Source organism: Falsiroseomonas algicola, from assembly GCF_011040385.1.
GTDB classification, from domain to species: Bacteria; Pseudomonadota; Alphaproteobacteria; order Acetobacterales; family Acetobacteraceae; genus Falsiroseomonas; species Falsiroseomonas algicola.
On record NZ_JAAIKB010000002.1, the window covers coordinates 587199 to 606492 of the forward strand.

A 19294-nucleotide genomic window follows, 5' to 3' on the forward strand; every position below is an offset into this window, starting at 1 on the left:
GTGCCCTTGTTCATCCCGCGTCAACCAGCACCCCGAGATCGTCAGCAAGCGCGTCGGCCAGGGCCTGACGCTGCGGCACGAGGTAGAAATGGCCGCCCGGGAAGACGCGGCGCTTCGCAGGCCCTGCACAGAGCTTCGCCCAGCCCTCCATCTCCGCCGTCTGTGGATCGGCGTCGCCGCCATAGATGCCGATGGGGCAGGGCAGTGGGGCGCCGTCCGCGTGGCGATGCGTCTCGAAGACCGCGAAATCAGCCTTCAGGATCGGCAGGAACAGCGCCATCAATTCGCGCTCCGCCAGGATGGCCTGCGGGATGGCATCGTAGCGGCGGACGAGTTCGGCGACGAAGGCATCGTCGGGCAGCGGGTGGAGCGGCGCCTCATGTCCCTCGAAAGTCGGCGCGCGGCGGCCGGAGACGATGAGCGACACGGGTGGCACCTCGCCGCGACGGACCAGTTCGCGGGCGAGTTCATAGGCCAGCAGCGCGCCCATCGAATGGCCGAAGAAGGCTGTTGGCTGCTGCAAGGCCGGGGCCAGCGCATCGGCCATGGCGGAGACCAGCGGCGCCATGCGGGTGAAGGGGGGCTCGCCCAGCCGCGCCTCCCGGCCCGGCAGCTGGATGGCCGCCAGCGCGATGGAAGGGGGCAGCAGCGCGGCAAGCGGATGGAACACGGAAGCTCCGCCGCCCGCATGCGGGAAGCAGACCAATTGCAGCGCCGCGCGCGGTCGCGGCTGCGGAAAGGTCAACCAGCTTGAACGCACCATTCCACCCCATGCGCGATGCCGCCAGTGGCGCAAGAAAGCCCCTGTCCTGTCAACCCGAGAGGCGCTTCGCGCGCGGAGACAGGTGAGACACCGCCTGTCGAAAAGCGGCGCCACGGCATCGCGGAGGCGAAGACAACCCTTCCCTCGCCGGCGGATAATTCGGTATAGGATTGGCGCCGCCTTCCGAGGCAGCCACATAGCCAGGCGCGGTCACCAGGCGCGGTCAACGGCTTGATCGTACCGGACCCGGCACAGGGAGCAGTTTCGCGATGCGCGTGCGGATGATCTCGGGCGTCAAGCGGATCACGGTGCTGAAGGCAGGCCAGCCCGCCGTGACCCGCCGGAGCAAGCCTTCGCTGGATGAGGAGACCGGGAGCGCTGAGCGGCTCAAGGTCTGGACGGTGGACGGCAGCCGCGTGACGCGGGACGACATCCACCTCGACCTGGGCGCCCGCAAGAAGCAGACCGGCATCCTCAAGGTGATCGACAAGAAGCTTCGGAAGCTGGCGCGGCGTGAGCAGAAGGCGTTGGGTCATTACCTCGCCCTGCATGAGCAATCAAACCGCAAGCGCCGCAACGGCTGGGCCAAGGATATCGGGCGCAACCTGGTGCGCGTCATCCGGCGCGGCTGACCTATCCTGCCCGGTCGCCAGCGCGATCCGGCTTCCGCATCCATTCGCCAACCGCGAGGACACAGCATGAGTGAGGCCAGTGCCGACGTGAAGGACGCCAAGGGCGTCGTTTGCGTCCTTGATCTCGGGGAGCATTCCCGCAAGCGCGTCCGCCGCCTTCGCCGTGGCGAGGGCAAGCTGATGGACAAGGTGGAGGACGCGATCGCGGCCCTGCACGAGGAAGGCGTTCTGGACGGCGCGGCGCAGACCGTCGTGGTGGTCGTGCGGCAGGAGCAGCGCCTGGGCGACATGTTCCGCGACGACGACGACGATGACGACGATTGATCGATAGGTCTGCGAGACCGATTGCGGCGCGCCCGGCTGACGGGGGCGCTGCCAGGCCGGTGTTGCCGTCGCGGCAGGCCGCCTAGGGCGGGGAGAGAGCGTCAATTCTGGTCAAGCGGATCGCAGGGTTCCGGTTGGATGTCATCCGGTCCCGCCGCAACGCCGCCACGACGCTCGTGGCGTTGGAGCCCCGCCAGCCCGAGCGTGAATTTCCGCCCGATCTGGATTCGATCGTCCCGACCCCGTTGGCGTCGGGCCGGCCCTCCAAACCCATTCGCATCGAGCCTCTGCCCCCGGCTTCCCGGTTCCGGGGGCTGGCCGTGTTCGCCGCGCTGCTTCGCTTCGTCGGCCTGCGCCTCTGGTTGCGCGCGACGGGGCGAATGACGGCGACGCGGGATGCCGCGCTGGCCCGGGAACTCTTCGAACGCCTCAGCGGCATGTGGATCAAGGCCGGGCAACTCCTCTCTCTGCGCACGGACCTCCTCACGGATGAGATGTGCGAAGCGCTCTCCAGCCTGCAGCACCGCGTCGCAGGCTTCCCGCCCGAGGTCGCGATGCAGGTGGTGGAGGAGGATCTGAGCGTACCCATCTCCCGGGTCTTTTCCTCCTTCGAACCCATGCCCTTCGCGGCGGCCTCCATCTGCCAGGCCCATCGCGCGACGCTGCTGGAGAACAACCGCGCGGTCGTCGTGAAGGTCATGCGGCCGGATGTGGCGCGGAGTTTCGCCCGCGACCTTGGGCTGCTGCGGGGCCTGGTGGCGGTGTTCAGCGTGCTCGGCATCGGCAGCCGCTTCCACCTGGTGGATGGCTTGCGCGAGCTGCGCGCGGTGCTGAGCGAGGAGACCGACTACCGCTTCGAGGCCGTCAACCTGAAGCGGATGCGGCGCAACCTGCGCCGGCACAAGGTGTCCGTGCCCCGGGTGCTGTCACGCTATTGCGGTCCGCGGATGCTGGTGATGGACGAGATCCCCGGCGTGCTGATGTCGCACTACATCCAGATGCGCAGTGAGAACATCGCCGCCGTCCGCCGATGGGAGCATGAGAACAACGTCGATCCCCTGAAGCTCGGCAAGGCGCTGATGGTGACCGTGCTGCGCCAGATCCTGGAGGACAACGAGTTCCACGCCGACCTGCACCCCGGCAACATCATGATCATGGCGGACAACCGCATCGCGCTGCTGGATCTTGGCAGCGTGGGACGGCTGGACCGCCGGACCTGGCAACTCTACCGCTACACCATGGGGGCGCTGGCGACGCGAGACTTCGAACGGGCCGCGGACTACACGCTGTTGCAGCAGCCGGGCCTTGGCGTGGTCGATCATGCAAGGCTGCGCAGCGACCTGGCGGAGGCGCTGCGTCGATGGGAACTGCGCAGCGAGTTCCCGAACACTTCCTACGCCGACAAGTCGGTGGCTTCCATGGGCGATGAGATCACCCGCGTGATGGCCAGGCACAACGTCCCGGTGGGCTGGGGGCTGATGCGGGTCGGGCGCGCGCTGTCCACGCTCGATGCCTCGTTGCAGGTGCTGGTCCCGGACGGCAACTTCATGGAGTTCACGCGGGCCTACTTCAAGGATCGCATGCGGCGGCAGCGGACGCTGAAAGGCGCGATGCGCCCGCTGAAATCGGCGCTGCAGGACGTCATGGGCCTCGCCAATGATGCCAATGTGGTCCTGGGCTCCGCCGTGCGGTTTCAGGGGCTCCGCCTGCAGGGCATGGCGGACCGCGTGCAGCAGTTCCGCCTCGCGGTGCTGAAGGTCTTCAACCGCGGGATCTGGACGCTCATCCTGTTCACGCTCGGCATGATGCTGCTCAGCCGGTACATCGACCATCTGCCGGTAGCGTGGCGGCCGCCGGCAGAGCGGCTGCTGCAATTCGTGCTGGAGCCGCTGCCTGACCTGGATGGCATCTACTGGCTGCTCTTCCTGGCCGTGGCGCTGTTCATCTCCAACGTGTTGCGGACGGCGCGGAAATCCCTGTCGGCGACCCAATAGTTCGCCGGGCGCGGCCGCGGTCGGGGCTGCAAGCCGCTTCAAATTCGTGCTATCTTCCGTAAGGTTTCACGGTTGCCGTGGCCGTGCAGAGGATGGATCGGCATGCCGTCGCGACTCGTCATCGCAAGCGTATCCGCCCTGGCCGGCCTTGTGGGTGGTGCCGTCGTTGCGCGCTACGCGTGGCCGGCGATGGGCACGACGCCGACCGCACCGTCCCGCGTGGCCGCGGCGGAACCGGCGCCGGCATCGGTCGAGGTCGCTCGCGCGACCCGGGGGCGGGTGGAGCAGGCGCTGAACTCGCTCGGCACGTTGCAGGCGCGGGAAAGCGTGCCTGTCGCGTCGCTCAATCCGGGCATCGTCACGGCGATCCACTTCCAGGAGGGCAGCCGGGTCGAGGCCAATGCCCTGCTGGTTGACCTCGACCAGCGCATCGCGCGCGCCAACCTGGCCTCGGCGGAGACGGAGCTGCGCGCGGCGCAGCTTCGCTTCGAACGCAGCCAGCAATTGTCGGGGTCGGGCTTCCGGTCCCGCCAGCAACTGGATGACGACCGGGCTTCGATCGACCGTGCCGCGGCGGAGGTAGCGGTGCGCCAGACCCAGCTGGCGCAGCTGAGCGTCCGCGCGCCCTTTGCCGGCATCCTGGGCCAGCGCGAATTCGGCCTCGGCGAATACATCGAGGCCGGCAAGCGTCTGGTGATGATCGAGGACCGGTCGGTGCTGCGGGTCAACTTCCGGGTGCCGGAGCGGTTCCTGCCGCGGCTCGCGATCGGCCAGTCGGTGGAGCTGACGCTGGATGCGGTGCCGGGCCGCCGCTTCACCGGCCGCGTCACGCTGCTGGATGCGAGGCCGGGGACCAATGACCGGGACATCCAGGTCCGGGCGGAGATTCCGAATGACCCGCCCGTGCTGCCCTCCGGGCTTTTCGCACGCGTCCGCCTGGTGATCGAGAGCCGGGCGGACGCGATCGTCGTGCCACCTTCCGCCGTGCTCTACACGCTGACGGGCGCCTATGTGTTCAAGGTGGAGGATGGCCGCGCCCGACGGACGCCGGTGCGCGTTGGGTTGCAGCTCGCGGATCGCGTGGAGATCGTCCAGGGGCTCGATGCCGATGACCAGGTGGTCACGGCCGGGCAGTTCAACCTCGACGACGGAAGGCGGGTGACCATGATGGCCCGGACGCCGGGCCAGCGCTGATGTCGGTCTCCGACCTTTTCATCCGGCGCCCGGTCTTCGCGATCGTCATCAACCTGATCGTCGCGCTGGTCGGGCTGCTCGGGCTGTCGCGGCTGGCGATCCGCGAATTGCCGCAATTCGACCTGCCCTTCGTCTCCATCACCACGATCTACAGCGGCGCCACGCCGGACCTGATCGAGCGGACGGTGACCACGCCGATCGAGCAGGCAGTGTCTGCCGTGGGGGGGATCGACACCATCGTCTCCACCAGCAGCGAGGGCAGCAGCCAGATCCAGATCGCCTTCCGCGCTGGCACCAACCCGCTCAACGCGGTGACGCAGGTGCGTGACAAGGTCGGGCAGCTGGCGAATGTGCTGCCGGCCGATGCGCTGGCGCCGACCGTCGCGCAGCTGAGCCTGGATGCCGTCCCCGTCATCTATCTCTCGCTGACCGACGCATCGCGCAGCGCGATGGAGGTGACGGAGATCGTGGCCCGCGTGGTCAGGCCGGCGCTGGCTTCCGTCGATGGCGTGGCCGCGTCGCAGACCCTCGGCGAGCGCCGCTACGCCATCCGCGTCTGGCTCGATCCCTGGGCGCTGGCTGCGCATAACGTGACGGCGCCGGAGGTGCATGACGCCATCATCTCCCAGAACCTGTCCGTGCCGTCCGGCACGCTGGAACGGGATGGGCGGAAGGCGCTGGTCTATACCGACACGGCGCTGCTGCGGCCGGAGCAGTTCGCCGAGGTCGTCGTGCGTCGTGGCCTCGGCGACGACGGGCTGGTGAAGCTTGGCGACGTGGCGCGGGTGGAGGTGGGGCCGGAAAGCATCACCAACGCCATCCGCATCGATGGCCGGGGCGGCGTCGCCGTCGGCGTGCTGGCGCAATCCTCCGCCAATCCGCTGGAGGTGGCGCAGGCCGTGCGCGCGCTGGTCCCGGGGCTGCGGGGCCTTCTGCCAGCGGGACTGACGCTGGACGTGGTCTTCGACCGGTCCGAGGCGATCGAGATCGCGGTGAAGGAGGTGGCGGAGACCATCGTCGTCGCCGTCGGGCTGGTGACGGTGGTCATCCTGCTGTTCCTGGGGTCCTTCCGCTCCTCCATCATCACGCTGGTGACCATTCCGCTGTCGCTGCTCGGCATGCTCGGCTTCATGTATGCGGTAGGCTACAGCATCAACACCTTCACCCTGCTGGCGATGGTGCTGGCCATCGGCCTGGTCGTGGACGACGCCATCGTCGATGTGGAGAATGTCCAGCGTCACATCGACATGGGCAGCGATCCGGTGGCGGCGGCCTTCATCGGCAGCCGGGAGATCGGCTTCGCCATCGTGGCGACGACGCTGACGCTGGCGGCCGTCTACCTGCCGATCGGGCTGATGCCGGGGCTGCTCGGCAGCCTCTTCGCCGAATTCGCCTTCACGCTCGCGGCCGGCGTGGTGATCTCCGGCTTCGTGTCGCGGACGCTGTCACCGGCCATGTGTTCGCGCATGCTGCGCGCGAAGCGGCCCGACGGGATGGCGGCGAGGATCGACCGTGCCTTTGCGCGGCTGGCGCGCGGCTATGCCCGCCTGCTGCGGGGGACGCTTCGGTTCCGCTGGTTCGTGCTGCTGGGCAGCATCGGCGTCTTCGCCGGCGGCATCATGCTGATGACGCGGCTGCCAGGCGAATTCGCGCCGCAGGACGACCCCGGATACGTCATCGTCGAGTTCACGGCGCCATCCGACGCCACGACCTACTACATGGACGAATTGGCCGCGCGGGTGGACGCGGCTTTCGCCACGGTGCCGGAACGCCGCGGCACCATGATCATGAACGGCATGTCGTCGCCGACTTCGGGCCTAGGCTTGCTGCTGCTCAAGCCATGGAAGGAGCGTGAGGCGACCGCGGTCGAGATCGGGGCGCGCATCATGCCGGTGCTCAACCGCATCGCGGGCGCCCGTTTCACCCTGCTCGATCCCAATCCGCTGGCGGGCGGGAACGTGGCGCCGGTGCAGTTCGTAGTCCGCACCACGGGCAATTACGAGAATCTGTCGCAGGTGATGGAGCAGTTGCGGGACTTCGCCCGGCGGCATCCCGCCTTCGCCTCCCCGGCGCTGGATCTCGACCTCAACACGCGTCGCATCGATGTGGTGATCGATCGGCCCTTGGCCGCCGTCGTCGGGATCGACATCGTCCGCATCGGCCAGACGATCAACACCTTCCTCGGCGGCCAACAGGCCGGCAATTTCGGCTGGGAGGGGCAGCAGTACAAGGTCTTGCTTCAGATCGAGGAGCAGGACCGCCGCGACTCCGACATCGTCAACAACATCTACCTGCGCAGCGCGGCGGGGGATGTCGTGCCGCTGTCCTATGTGGTGTCGCAGCGGGAGACGGTGGGCGCCTCCAGCCTGCCGCGCTTCCAGCAGCTGCGATCGGCGCGCATCACCTCCACCGTTGCGCCCGGATGGTCGCTGTCCGAAGCGCTGGCGGCGCTGGAGCAGGAGGCGGCGCGCATCCTGCCGCCAGGCTACCAGGTGGACTATGACGGCCCGTCGCGCGCGCTGAAGCAGGCTGATGCCAGCGTGGGTATCGTGTTCCTGCTGGCGCTCGCTTTCATCTACCTGACGCTCGCGGCGCAGTTCGAAAGCTTCCGGGATCCCTTCATCGTGCTGTCGGTGGTGCCGCTGGCGATGGTCGGCGCCGCGATCGGGCTGCTGGCGGTCCAGGGATCGCTCAATGCCTACAGCTTCATTGGCCTTGTCACCCTGATCGGCCTGGTCGCGAAAAGCGGCATCCTGATCACGGAATTCGCCAATCAGCTGCGCGACGAGGGGCATGAGCTGCGCGAGGCTGTGGTCGAGGCTGCGGCAACGCGGCTGCGCCCGATCCTGATGACGACGGTCGCCACTATTCTCGGCGCCGTGCCCCTGCTGCTGACCGTAGGACCGGGGGCGCGATCGCGGGAGGATCTCGGTGCCGTCGTCGTGGGCGGCATGCTGTTCGGGACCGTGGTTTCGCTGTTCGTGGTGCCGGCCTGCTACGTCGTGCTGTCGCGAAAGAAGCGGAAGCCGCTTGTCTCTCCGCCGCCGATCGGGGAGGGGGCGAAGGGCTGAGGCGGTCCTGTTGCCGTCGTCCAAGACTCTGGACTTCCGTCGCTCGCGGCGATTCGCCTAAGCTTCCCTTGCGAGGGCGCAACCTCGCGGCGCGGCCCGTCATCGAAGGGTGAAGCATGAAGCTCCTCCATCCGACGCCTGCACAGCTTGCGACGATGGTCCAGGCGATGGCGGCCGTGGTGTCGGCCGAAGGGCGCATGGCGCCGGTGCCGGTGGAACTGGCCAGCATCGCAGCCATGCAGCGCCACCTGCTGGGACAGGCCGAGCCGCTGCGGGCGCGGGGCGGCGCTCTGCCGGCCGATCTGACCGATGCACTGCCAGGCCCCGACCTGCGCAGGCTGGCGGTTCAGCTGCTCATCATCCTCGCCGTGGTCGGACGACGCGTGCCGGCGGAGAAGGTGGCGGTGGTGGTCGAGGCCGCGCGGCGGCTCGGGGTGGAGGAGCGCGGCGTCCTGCTGCTGCAGCGTGCCTCCCAGGGCCAGTTCAAGCGCATCGCCTTCGCGCTGATGAAGGGCTTCGTCGATTGGTGGTCCCCGAGCGGGAAGGCGGGAATCCGCGACTGGATGCGCTTCATGTGGTGGATGCTGCCGCAGTTGCATGGCGCCGGTACCGCGCGGCAGCATGCAGAGCTGGCGGCCCGCTATGCCGCCTTGGGCTCTCTGCCGGAGGGGACCTTCGGGCGTGCATTGCATGGCTTCTACGCCGACAACGACATCAGCCTGCCGGGCCAGCCCAAGAGCGTCCCCTGGGTCATGCACGAGGTCTATCACGTGCTCAGCGAATACGGCGTGAAGCTGGAAGCGGAGATGCTGCTGACGGCCTTCGTGGGTGGCTCGCTCGGCGAGAACTGCATGGACCAGATCCTCTTCGGCCTGCTGTCCTACCAGACCGGCAGCCCGCTGATCGGTGGCGTCGTGGCCGAGGGGCTGCTCGACCCCGACAGCTACTTCGCCGCGATGGCGCGCGGGGCGGCGATGACGGCGAATGTCGTCCAGGGCTGGGATCTCTGGGCCGTGGCCGATATGGATCTGCAGGAGTTGCGCGCCCACTACGGGATCCCTCCGATCTCGGAGCATGAGCGTGCCGTGGTGGGCGGCTACAACGGCCTGCTGACCGGGCCGGGGCATTCGACGCCTGCGGATTGGCCCGGCATCGGCCAGGGCTTCGCGCAGCCGATGGCAGCCTGAGGCGCAAGGCGGATGGCGTCGTGCGGGTGGCGGGAGGAAGGCCAGCGGCATGGTGGATGAAGCGACGGCGCCGGGCATCAGCCGGGTCTGGACCGATGCAGTGGTCCGCAAGCGCCTGGTGGAGGCGCCGCGGCCGACGCTGGCGGAGCTTGGCATTCCCCTCGCCGACGGCGCGGCCGTGCGGATCGTCGGCAGCAAGGGCGCGCCGGGCGATGTGGACGATCCGTCGCTCATCCAGGTCGTGATGGAGCAGGATGGCGGCTACGCCTATTTCTTCATCCCGTCGCCGCGGTCGCCTTGCGCGCAGCAGGCTGCCTATGGGCTGATCCTGACGCGATCGGTGGAGGATCCCGCCTTGGGGCGTCGCGTCCTGCTCGATGCGGACCGGGCTTGCCGGAGCCTGGCGGCGCAGCTGCGGGAAGTGGCGGAGGCCTCGCCGTGAGGCTTTTCGACCCCACCGCCGGCCAGTTGTCGGTCATCGTCGATGCCGCCTACGCCGTGGCATCGGGCGGCGGCGCACTCGAACCGGAGCCGATCGAGCGGGACGCGATCGACGCCTTCCAGCGTCACATGCTGGGGCAGGCGGAACCGAGGCGCAGCACAGGCGGTCCCCTGCCGGCGGCGCTGGAGACGAGCATTCCAGACCCCGAGCTGCGACGGCAGACGGTCCGCCAGCTGGCCATCCTGTCGCTCGTCGATGGCGCCATGCGTCGGGAGAAGGTGGCCGTGGTCGAGGAAGCGGCGCGGCGGCTTGGCGTTTCGGAGTTCGGCCTGACGGTGCTGTCGCAATTGTCGAAGCGGCAGGGTCGCGGCCACGCCTTCGGCTTCATGAAGCGTGTGGTGGCGCATTACTGGTCCTTCGACGGGCGAGCCACGATGCGGGACTGGCTCGGCATGGTCTGGACGGCGGCGCCTTGGATGCCAGGTCTCGGTCGGTATCTCGGCCGCGGCGCCCTTCTCGCGCGGTATCGGGCGCTGGCGGATCTGCCGCCGGGCAGCTTCGGCCGGGCCGTGCACGGCTATTACGCGAAGCACGGCTTTCCGATGCCGGGCGAGCCGAAGAGCCTGCCGGAAGGCTGGGCGCGGCACGAGATCTACCACGTGCTCAGCGGCTACGCGACGAACCTGCAGGGGGAGTTGCTGCTGGCCGGATTCATCGCCGGCAACACGGATGAACTGTGCCTCGACATCGTCCTCCCGGCCCTCATCCAGCTGCATGTCGGGGTGAAGTTCGTCCCGGGGCCGGTCTCGCAGGGAAAGCTGCAGCCTGACGCCTTCTTCCGCGCCATGGCGCGCGGCGCCGCGATGCAGGTGGACCTGCTGGATGGCTGGCGGATGTGGGACGTCGTCGAGGTGCCGCTGGAGGATCTGCGCCGGCGCTACGGCATCCCGCCGCTGACGGCGCCGGAATGCGAGGCGCTGGCACCCCACAAGGCACTGCTTCCCGCCTGACCGACCATGCATTGATTCGGGACGGTTCGTCCCACGCTGTGCGGAGATCCAGCATGCAGGTGATCACGCCGACGCCGGCCCAGGCGCTGTCGCTCGTCCAGGCCATGCACGCCGTCGCGACGGCGGAAGGCACCGTCGCGATGCTTCCGATCGAGGCCGAGAGTATCGCGGCCATCCAGCGGCACCTGCTGCATCAGGACGAGCCCGTGCAGCCGCCAGCGCTGGTCATGCCGCAGGACCTCGCCGCCGTCATCGACACGCCCGTCCTTCGGCGGGAAGCCGTGCGGATCCTGGCCATGGTGGCGGTGCTCGACAAGCAGGTGACGGATGCCAAGGTCCGCCTGGTGGAAGGCGCGGCCGCCACGCTGGGCGTGGAGGAATACGGCGTCGGCCTGCTGCGCCTGGCGCAGCAGCGCCAGTTCCGCAAGCTGGCCTTCAAGGTGATAATGCGGTCGGTCGCGCATTACTGGTCGCCGACTGGCAAGGCGCGGCTGCGCGACTGGCTCGACATGGCGCGGATTGCCATGCCGGCGATCCCGGGCCTCTACGCCATGCTGGTCGACCGGACCTTGCTCGAACGTTATCGCGCATTGGAGGCGCGGCCGGCCGGCACGCTGGGCCATGGGCTGTTCCGCTTCTACCGGGACCGCGGGTTCCCGATGCCCGGTGAGCCGAAGAGCTTTCCGGAAGGCTGGTCCAAGCACGAGATCTACCACATCATCAGCGAGTACGAGACGTCGCTGCAGGGCGAGATGCTGAACGCCGCGTTCAGCGGCGGCAATACGGAGGTCCTGTGCATGGACCTGCTGCTGATGACGCTGCTGCAGTTCCACGCCGGCTTCCAGGTCATGCCCGGGCCCGTCCTGAAGGACGAGTTGAAGCCCGATGCCTTCTTCCGCGCCGTCGCCCGGGGGGCGGCGACCCAGGTGGACGTGCTGGCGGGCTGGGATTGGTGGTCAGCCGTCGATCAGCCCATTGCGGAACTCCGCCAGCGCTTCCAGGTGCCCCCGTTGCGGCCGGAGGAACGGCGTTGGCTGGCTGAAAACGGATGCCTCCTGGCGTGACCGTGGCGGGGATTGCTGTTCCACGCCCCGCTCTGGCGGGGGTTGCGCAGGCACGGTCGAACCGCTAGGAACCGACCCGCCCGATTGGCCCAGGCCAGATCGACCGGTCGCTGCTGTAGCTCAGTGGTAGAGCACTCCCTTGGTAAGGGAGAGGTCGAGAGTTCAATCCTCTCCAGCAGCACCACCCCATCCGTTGAATTAGAACGGAAAGCAGGCAAACCAAGGCTTTGCGGGTATTCCGGTGATACACCGGGGTGATACACGTGGCCCTGCCGATGTGCCGACCGACCAAGCATCCGAAGACCGGCGTTTACCGTATCCGCATGAGGGTCCCGAAGGACCTGATTGCGGCCATCGGGAAACGCGAACGCATTGAAAGCCTGGGGACCAAGAACCCGGGGGAGGCGCGGAAGCTTGCCCCCGCAGCCTGCGAACGCATTGAAGCGGAGTTCGCCGCAGCCCGCGCCGCCGCTGGTCCTGCCAGCCCGCTGTCGCTGCGCGAGGTCATGGCGCTTTGTGGCGAGTGGTATTGCGAGACGCTTCGCGATTTCGAGGACGACCCCGGCCCTGCGGCAGGCTGGGCCGCCTATGAAGATCAGTTGTTTCATTCCCTTCGGCGCGATGAGCGCGGGGATATTGTCGGGTTCGATCCCAGCAGCGCCGATCTTGAAGAAGCCCGCTTGTTTCTGGCGAAGCGCGGCATCGCAGCCGACGCGGGCAGCCTTCACACATTCGCGGCGGCGCTGTTCGACACGAAGCGGAAGGTCGCCGCGACGCTGGCGCAGCGGGCAGAAGGGGACTACTCGCCCGACCCGCACGCCGCATCATTCCCGAAGCGGCAGCAGCAGGCACCGGCACGGCCCGGAGCGGAACCGCCATTGCCCGCCGAAGACCTTTTGAAGGCTTGGGCTGCGGAGCGGAGGCCGTCGCCCGCGACCCTCGCCAAGTATGGCGGGACATTCCGCGCTGTCGCCCGAGTGCTGGGGTTCGATGACGTGCGGCGGATCACCCCCGATGACGTTGTGCGCTTCAAGCGGCATCGGCTGGAAACAGAGAAACGCGACCCAGGCACCGTTGAAGACGACATTCGGAACGCTGGTGCAGTGTGCACTTGGGCCACGACGAACAGGATGCTGCCGGCAAACCCGTTCGCGAAGTTGGCGCCAAAGGCGGCTCGGAAACTCAACGCTCGTGATGGCTATGACGACGATGACGCGAAGCGAATGCTCGTTGCAGCGCGGGCGGAAACAGGGTGGCTGCGGTGGGCGCCTTGGCTTCTTTGCTTCACCGGAGCGCGGATAGGCGAACTGGCGGAACTGCGGCGGAGAGACGTTCGCGAGGACAGCGGCGTGCCCATCCTCGATATCGTGCCGCACACGCTGAGGCCCGGGAAGAATGAGACGATGCAACGCATGATCCCGTTGCATCCGGCGCTGATCGGTGAGGGTTTCCTCGCCTATGTCGCGACGCTGCCCGCCGACCCGAACGGCCCGTTGTTTCCGTCCATCAAGCCCGACCCTCACGGCAAGCGCGACACGCCAGCGCAGACCACGTTGGGCCGCTGGGTCCGCGCCAAGGTGAAGATCACCGACCCGAAGAAGGCCCCGGCGCATTCGTGGCGGCACCGGATGATTGACCAGTTGCGGACCGTGCGGGCCGTGCAGGAAGTTCAGGACGCCATCACGGGACACTACAACCCACGCAACGCGGGCGCGGGATATGGCAAGGGCTTTCGCGGAATGCCCGATGAGGTCTTGAAGGACCTCGGGCGAGTGCCGTCCCCGGTGCCGCCGCTGGGCGCGGGCGGATAGCACACGCGAGGCGGGGTAATCCGGTTAGCCGGTTTGGTGGGATTGAGGACCACCTAAGCATAGAAGGCGGCCGTCCCCCGGTGATCGCCGATGCGGTGCAGTCAGGTGCACCGAACGGGCCCGGGGGGGGCATTACCCCCTTTCTATGCACGAGAAGGCCGGCCGGGTGCAGTCAGCTTCACCGGACGGGCCCCGGCGCGGGCCATCAGGGCCCATCTATGCACGAGGAAGGCCCGCAAGCGCCCCTTCGTGCCGCCCGTCCATGGGCATTTTCACAAACTCCAACACGACCAGCACCGCCACGGTGGCGCGGGGCGAAGCGCCGGGGCCCTTCAGGGGACCTGTGGACGCGTTTGCCCTGGGCCCGTGCGTTGCCGCGTCGCGAGCAATCGAGAATATGGAAAACAAGCACAACCCTTTCCCCAACAACGCCTTCGCGGATTTCGCGACCGCTTGGGGGGACCGACCGCCGACGACCACCGCGACCGGCGTGAAGGTGCGCACCGCCAGTGGCGAAACGGTGACGATGGACCACGACGGGTGGGCCGCGCTCCGTGCAGTTTGCGATGGCCGTTCGCCCAAGCTGTTCTTTAATCTCAGCGGTCAGGGCTTCGGATATGTCCGCTACTGGGACGCGGAGCGCGGGAACCTCGGCATGGCGGCCCGCGTGGTGCTGGGCGACGAAGTGAAGCCCGGCGACGTGGTGCGGTATCGGGACGGCAACCGCCTGAACCTCACGCGAGCGAACCTCTACTTGGCCCGCCGCCGGGCCGTGACGCGACACCCACAAGCATGAGCCCCGTCCAGGCCCGGCAGGGGCCCGTGAAGGTGGCCATCGCGGACCTTGTTCGGGACCCGGCCTACCGGGCCCGCCAGGGTTCATCCGAAGACATCCTGCGGCAGTATGCCAACGCCATCCGGAGCGGCGTGGCGATGCCGCCCGTTTTGGTGGCGCGGGTGGAGGGCGCGGCAGTTCTTGTTGACGGGCACTACCGGGTTGACGCGCATCGGCGGCTTGGCATTCCGTGCATTGACGCGAACTTCGTGGAAGCGACACGCGAGGAGGTCCTTTGGCTGGCAGCCGAAGCGAACCTGCGGCACGGGGAGCGATTGAAGCCCCGCGAGGTGCGGACAGCATTTCGGGCATTCATCGCGGCGCGGCGGCATCTGAAGTCCCGGAAGCGGCGTGACGAGGCGCACGCCCTTCTGTCTTACCGGGAAATCGCGCAGGCCCTCGGCGGGTCCGTGGCGCATACCACCGTCCGGAAATGGATGGTGGTGGACTTTCCGGATATCGCCCGGCGGATGGGCGGCGAGGAAGGACCGGCGGGCAATGAGCCCCCGGCGCCGCCGTCACCGGAGAAACTGGCAGAGGCGGAGGCCATCGAGAAACTTCAACAGGCCCGGGCGATTGCCAGGGGCGTCCGGGACCCGGAACGGCGGGGCGTCATCGTCGCGGCGGCTGATAAGGTCCGGAACGCCATGGCCCAAGACGGGCCCTTTGAGTTGCCCTCTCAGGAGTTTTGAAGGGGCCATGGCGGGTTTGTTGTAAAGGGGTGTTGCAAGGCAACAGCCTTGGCCGGAAGTGCCTGATATCGCGGGGACTTTCGGCCGAACCCGCCCCCCTCCCGTTACTGTTCGGGAGGTTTTGGGCCGCTACCTGAGACGCCTACCGCACGTCGCGCCGTCGCGACTTCCCCCCGTGGGGTAGGGGTCGCACGCGCGGGAGCAATGTCGCGGGCGGGCGGGCGCGTCGCGGGGCAGATCGGGCGCACCCGGCGGGCGGGGTGACGGGGAGGGCGGACTTACCGGGTTCCCTCCGCTGCCCGCACCTCCGCAAGCGTCGCGCCGCAGAATATGCGGGGGAAGGACGCGGAGGTGGTTAGGCAGCCTATGGCTTCGCCAGTCGTGGTATCGAGGCGCACAAGCCCGGCAGGACCAGCGGCCATCTGGTAGCGACCCGGCGGCCCGGACCGGCTTTGTGCATCTGCCCACGGCGCGGATGACAGCAGTGCCCCGCCAACGGCGCCTGCCAGGACAAGTCCGACACTCTTTGCGCTGATCCTCACGGTTCCCTCGGCATGGTGACGCTGGATAGTGCGGGACCGTTCCGATCCTGCCAAGCCGCCTGCCGTGACGGGAACAGTGCAACGAACGTTGATCGGCTGTTGACACGGTGGCGGGGGCTTCCCATCCTGGCGGGACCGCAACGGGTGAGGCCGGGACCATGGACGCGACCACGCAGGCACGGACCTTCGTCGCCTATCTTCGTGTCAGCACGGACAAGCAAGGCAAGAGCGGGCTTGGTCTAGAGGCCCAGCAAGCCGCCATAACGGCCTTTCTGAGGCCCGGTGATCGGCTACTCGCGCCACCCTTCGTGGAGGTGGAGAGCGGCCGGAACGTGGAGCGGCCCCAGCTTCGCGCCGCCATGGATCGCTGCCGCCGCACCGGAGCGACCTTGCTGATCGCGAAGCTAGACCGCCTCTCTCGGGATGCTCACTTCCTTCTGGGTTTGCAGAAGGCGGGGGTGGAGTTCGTCGCGGCCGACATGCCGAACGCTAACAGGCTCACGGTCGGTATCATGGCGATGGTCGCGGAGGAGGAGGCGCGGGCCATATCGGTCCGCACGAAAGCCGCGCTTGCCGCTGCGAAGGCCCGGGGGACCAAGCTGGGGGGAGACCGGGGCTATCGCCCGTCATCCCCTCCCGACGCCAAGGCAGGCGGTGCGGCATCTGGCGCTGCCCGGTCTCTCTCGGCGGATCATGCGGCGTTCCGCGTCGCCACGACTATCGAGGCGGTGAAGGCGGAGGGGGCTGCGTCGCTTCGCCAGATCGCGGACGCATTGACGGCGCGGGGCGTCCCGACCCCCTCCGGGGAAGGTGCATGGACCGCCACCGCCGTCCGCCGCGTCTTGGCCCGGGTGGAGCGGGTGACAGCGCCGGCTTAGATGAAGCGGCCGGGCTAGCGGTGCAGTCCGCTGCACCGGAAGGGGTCCCCGAAATACCCACAAGGGACAGCGCCAGGACCTTGTGTTGTAAACATGCAACACCCCCTCTTGTGTCATGTTGTTTTGCCGATTGCAGAAGAGGCAGACATCTATTTTGTCCCGCCACAGGGATTTTATTTCGACTTGAGAATATCTTTACTGATCGGCCGCGCGATCCTACTTCCGTTGTTGCCGGCATGGACCGCCGGTAACACTCGCTGGGAAGCGAACATGAGCCTTCAACTCACTATCGACGGGTTCGGCACATTCCTTCGCGTCGGGCCATGGGAGACCTATGGGCGGATAGACCGCATTGGGGCCTCGTCCTGGGGCATCTTCCGGGAACCGGGGGCGGTGGAGGTGGACGCCGGTCGCCTTCGGGCGACGGTCTCTCGGGTCCCGCAGGGGGCCCGCCACGATGACCGGGAAGGGGCGGCGGCATGAGCCCGGAAGACCGGACCGCCAAGGATGCCAAGCGGGCAGCCGCGAAGGCTGCGAAGTTCTTCGACGCGATCCGCGACGACGGCGACGCGCAGATCAAAGCGGCGTTGGCAGGCTTTTTTGAGGCGTCGCAGCGGGACAAGGCCCGCATCCGCGACCTTGAAGCCATCGCTAATCTTGCGGCGGAAGCGGACCCGGCGGTTGATGCTGCGATCCGGGAGGCCGCGCATAGGGTGGCCCGGATGACAGAGGCGGAGCGGGCAGAGGCCGCCATGCCGAAGCTGATGAGGGAAGCGTTCTTGGCCAGCGAACGTCCCGACCCCATCCCCCTTGATCCTGCCCCGGCCGCCCGGGGGACCGCCAAGGACCGCAGCAAGCCCCGGACTACCCCGCGAAAGGCTGGCGCGGGCCGGCGCAAGACAGCCAAAGGAAACCCCTAGGAACTCTGTAGAGGGGCCTCTGGGGGCGGGCCGGCGCCAAGGGACTGCCCCCTTTCATTTGCGACAAGGACGGCCTGCGCCTATCGTGCCGGGGGCGGCATGAGAGCGGGGACACCTCGCATTCGCTACCGCCATTGCCCGCCAGAAGTAGCAGCCCCGCCCCATGCCGAAGCGCCCGCCAGCGGGAAGCCTATGCGCGGATCGACCGCAGCGGGTCCGCAACGTGGGCGGTCTTCCGGGAGCCGGGGGCGGTAGAGGTGGCAGCCGGGCGCTTCCGGCTAACGGTCTCACGGGTCCCGCAAGGGGCCCTGAGCGAGGCCCATGAGCGCAGAACGGCGTGACTATGTATGACGACGCGACACGGAATGCAGGCCCAGATTGTCGGCAGGCCTCCGCCGCATTTACCTATCCCAAAGCGCTCGGTTCCATTCATCAACCTGGACTAACAGGCCGTAGCTGTAGAGCTTCGCGGCCCCTTTGCTGCGCGGGATGAAAGCGCCACGAAGCGAAGCATAGCGGCCACCAGCCGGATCAGCGGCGAAAGCGCTCATGTGCTGCCTTGGTAGCTCAAGGATGTTGTATCGCAATATCTGCGTCACCTCTCCTTCTTCGCGCGGGCCAGTGCTCAAGACGAGCGCGTGTGACCAGTCGTTGGCCTCACCCCGCGTGGCTTGTATGAAGTCAACGTCAGGGTCCGCTTCACCATCCATGACCCATGTAAATCCCACGTCTAGGTCAACGACTTGGCCATCATGCTTCCAGAGAAACTCAGAGAGAGAAGCGCCATCGCCAGGGAGTTGGCCGTGGAAGCGCGGCGGTGATGGCCGCTTTGGCGCCCGTGGATGATGGAAGGTGAGGCCGGCATAGATCGCCGCGACGAAGCTTGCGACCAGCGCCGCCAAGCCAACCCATTCCGTTGCGTTCATGCGACGAAGATAGCAAACCGCCAGCGTGAAGCCATCCCTTTAAGGGCGATAGCCATCATGTTGAGCTATCCCGTGATCCACCGAAGTGATACACACGGGCCATCGAAACCCGCCGGAAACCCGCAAAAAACCTAGGTTTCGCCCGCTAAAGCCCGAGTTCAATCCTCTCCAGCAGCACCATTCTCCCGCTCGCGTTGGCCTGCGCCGCTCCCTTGCCTAATCAGCGTCGCCGTCGATCAGTTCGGTCAGGGCTTGGCGTTGCAGGAGTTCCACGCGGCCATGGGATGGTTCCCTGATCCATCCCCGACGGCGGAAGGCTGTGAAACTCCGGCTCACGGTCTCAAGCGTCAGGCCCAGGAAATCGGCGATGTCGGCCCGGGTCATCGGCATGTCGAGCACAGGACCCGGGAGGTGGCGCTGCCGGCCGCTTTCCGCCAAGGAAAGAAGGAACGCCGCAAGCCTGGCCTCCGCCGTGCGCCGTCCCACCGTCACCAGCTGATCCTGCGTCGCCGTTAATTCCTGGATGCAGAGGTCCAGGAACCGGCGTTCCAGGGCCGGGTAGCTTCGCATGAGTGAGTCGAGCCTCCGGCGGTCCAGCCGGCAGACGGTGGCGGCGGTCAGGAGTTGGGCGGCGAAGGGGTAGGTGCCGGACGGCGTGTAGCCGACCACATCGCCAGCGAACCGGAAGCCGACCACCTGTTCCCGTCCGTCGGGGAGGAGGCGAACGAGCTTCGCCGTGCCGGTGACCAGGGTGAAGACATGGCCGGCCTTGTCGCCTTCCTGGAACAGGTGGTCCCGCGCCGCGAAGGTGACGTGCTCCGCCTCCGCCAGAACGTCATCAAGCGTGGCGGCGTCCAGTGGTCGGCAGAGGCCGGCGACGCGGGACCCGCAGGTCCCGCAGATCTCACCCTCGCCCAGCGCGTCACGAACAAGGCGCCCGGCAGCGTCGAGCGGATTCACGTCCAACCTCCCCCAGCTTGTTGGGGAGAGGTTATCCGACTGTTTCGCT

Annotated in this window: 17 protein-coding genes and 1 tRNA gene; 15 read left to right on the forward strand and 3 right to left on the reverse strand. The window is 67.6% G+C overall.

Features of this window, described 5'->3' with window-relative positions:
• Positions 1-10 precede the first annotated feature (10 nt).
• Positions 11-961: a thioesterase II family protein gene (locus tag G3576_RS07820; protein ID WP_328728653.1), complete on the reverse strand. Its 951-nt coding sequence runs from the start codon at positions 959-961 to the stop codon at positions 11-13.
• Positions 962-1032: 71 nt separating this feature from the next.
• On the opposite strand from G3576_RS07820, the gene G3576_RS07825 reads away from it, so the two are divergent.
• The 15 genes from G3576_RS07825 (at position 1033) to G3576_RS07895 (ending at position 17359) form a co-directional block, all read left to right on the forward strand.
• On the forward strand, positions 1033-1395 hold the full coding sequence (locus tag G3576_RS07825; protein ID WP_164693793.1) for a DUF6312 domain-containing protein: 363 nt from the start codon (positions 1033-1035) through the stop codon (positions 1393-1395).
• Between the two features lie 66 nt (positions 1396-1461).
• Positions 1462-1719: a DUF6200 domain-containing protein gene (locus G3576_RS07830; protein WP_164693794.1), complete on the forward strand. Its 258-nt coding sequence runs from the start codon at positions 1462-1464 to the stop codon at positions 1717-1719.
• Positions 1720-2039: 320 nt separating this feature from the next.
• A complete protein-coding gene (locus tag G3576_RS07835) occupies positions 2040-3713 on the forward strand; it encodes an ABC1 kinase family protein (protein ID WP_164693795.1) in 1674 nt (557 codons plus the stop codon).
• A 102-nt stretch (positions 3714-3815) separates the two neighbouring features.
• Entirely contained in the window at positions 3816-4907 is a 1092-nt protein-coding gene (locus G3576_RS07840; RefSeq protein WP_164693796.1) for an efflux RND transporter periplasmic adaptor subunit, read from the forward strand.
• A complete protein-coding gene (locus G3576_RS07845) occupies positions 4907-7978 on the forward strand; it encodes an efflux RND transporter permease subunit (RefSeq protein WP_164693797.1) in 3072 nt (1023 codons plus the stop codon). Before G3576_RS07840 ends, G3576_RS07845 begins: the two co-directional genes overlap by 1 nt.
• Before the next feature lie 116 nt (positions 7979-8094).
• Positions 8095-9165, forward strand: a complete 1071-nt coding sequence (locus G3576_RS07850) for a hypothetical protein (RefSeq protein WP_164693798.1) — start codon at positions 8095-8097, stop codon at positions 9163-9165.
• Between the two features lie 49 nt (positions 9166-9214).
• Positions 9215-9607 (forward strand): hypothetical protein, encoded by a 393-nt coding sequence (locus G3576_RS07855; protein ID WP_164693799.1) that lies wholly within the window; start codon positions 9215-9217, stop codon positions 9605-9607.
• Positions 9604-10617, forward strand: coding sequence for a hypothetical protein (locus G3576_RS07860; RefSeq protein WP_164693800.1), 1014 nt, complete (start codon positions 9604-9606; stop codon positions 10615-10617). The genes G3576_RS07855 and G3576_RS07860 overlap by 4 nt, the downstream gene beginning before the upstream one ends.
• Before the next feature lie 53 nt (positions 10618-10670).
• Positions 10671-11681, forward strand: coding sequence for a hypothetical protein (locus G3576_RS07865; RefSeq protein ID WP_164693801.1), 1011 nt, complete (start codon positions 10671-10673; stop codon positions 11679-11681).
• Positions 11682-11790: 109 nt separating this feature from the next.
• Positions 11791-11865, forward strand: a tRNA-Thr gene (locus G3576_RS07870).
• A gap of 79 nt (positions 11866-11944) precedes the next feature.
• Complete coding sequence (locus G3576_RS07875; RefSeq protein WP_164693802.1) at positions 11945-13492, forward strand: DUF6538 domain-containing protein; 1548 nt, start codon at positions 11945-11947, stop codon at positions 13490-13492.
• Between the two features lie 397 nt (positions 13493-13889).
• Positions 13890-14288 (forward strand): hypothetical protein, encoded by a 399-nt coding sequence (locus G3576_RS07880; protein ID WP_164693803.1) that lies wholly within the window; start codon positions 13890-13892, stop codon positions 14286-14288.
• A 26-nt stretch (positions 14289-14314) separates the two neighbouring features.
• The gene (locus tag G3576_RS07885) at positions 14315-15019 is read left to right on the forward strand and encodes a ParB/RepB/Spo0J family partition protein (protein WP_164693804.1); all 705 of its coding nucleotides are present in this window, start codon (positions 14315-14317) and stop codon (positions 15017-15019) included.
• A 700-nt stretch (positions 15020-15719) separates the two neighbouring features.
• Positions 15720-16439: a recombinase family protein gene (locus G3576_RS07890; protein ID WP_164693805.1), complete on the forward strand. Its 720-nt coding sequence runs from the start codon at positions 15720-15722 to the stop codon at positions 16437-16439.
• 479 nt (positions 16440-16918) lie between these two features.
• On the forward strand, positions 16919-17359 hold the full coding sequence (locus G3576_RS07895; RefSeq protein ID WP_164693806.1) for a histidinol dehydrogenase: 441 nt from the start codon (positions 16919-16921) through the stop codon (positions 17357-17359).
• 401 nt (positions 17360-17760) lie between these two features.
• Here the strand turns inward: G3576_RS07895 and G3576_RS07900 are convergent, their stop codons facing one another.
• Entirely contained in the window at positions 17761-18285 is a 525-nt protein-coding gene (locus G3576_RS07900; RefSeq protein WP_164693807.1) for a hypothetical protein, read from the reverse strand.
• Positions 18286-18501: 216 nt separating this feature from the next.
• Positions 18502-19245 carry a Crp/Fnr family transcriptional regulator gene (locus tag G3576_RS07905; RefSeq protein ID WP_164693808.1) on the reverse strand — a complete coding sequence of 248 codons (744 nt, stop codon included), beginning with the start codon at positions 19243-19245 and terminating at the stop codon, positions 18502-18504.
• Positions 19246-19294 lie beyond the last annotated feature (49 nt).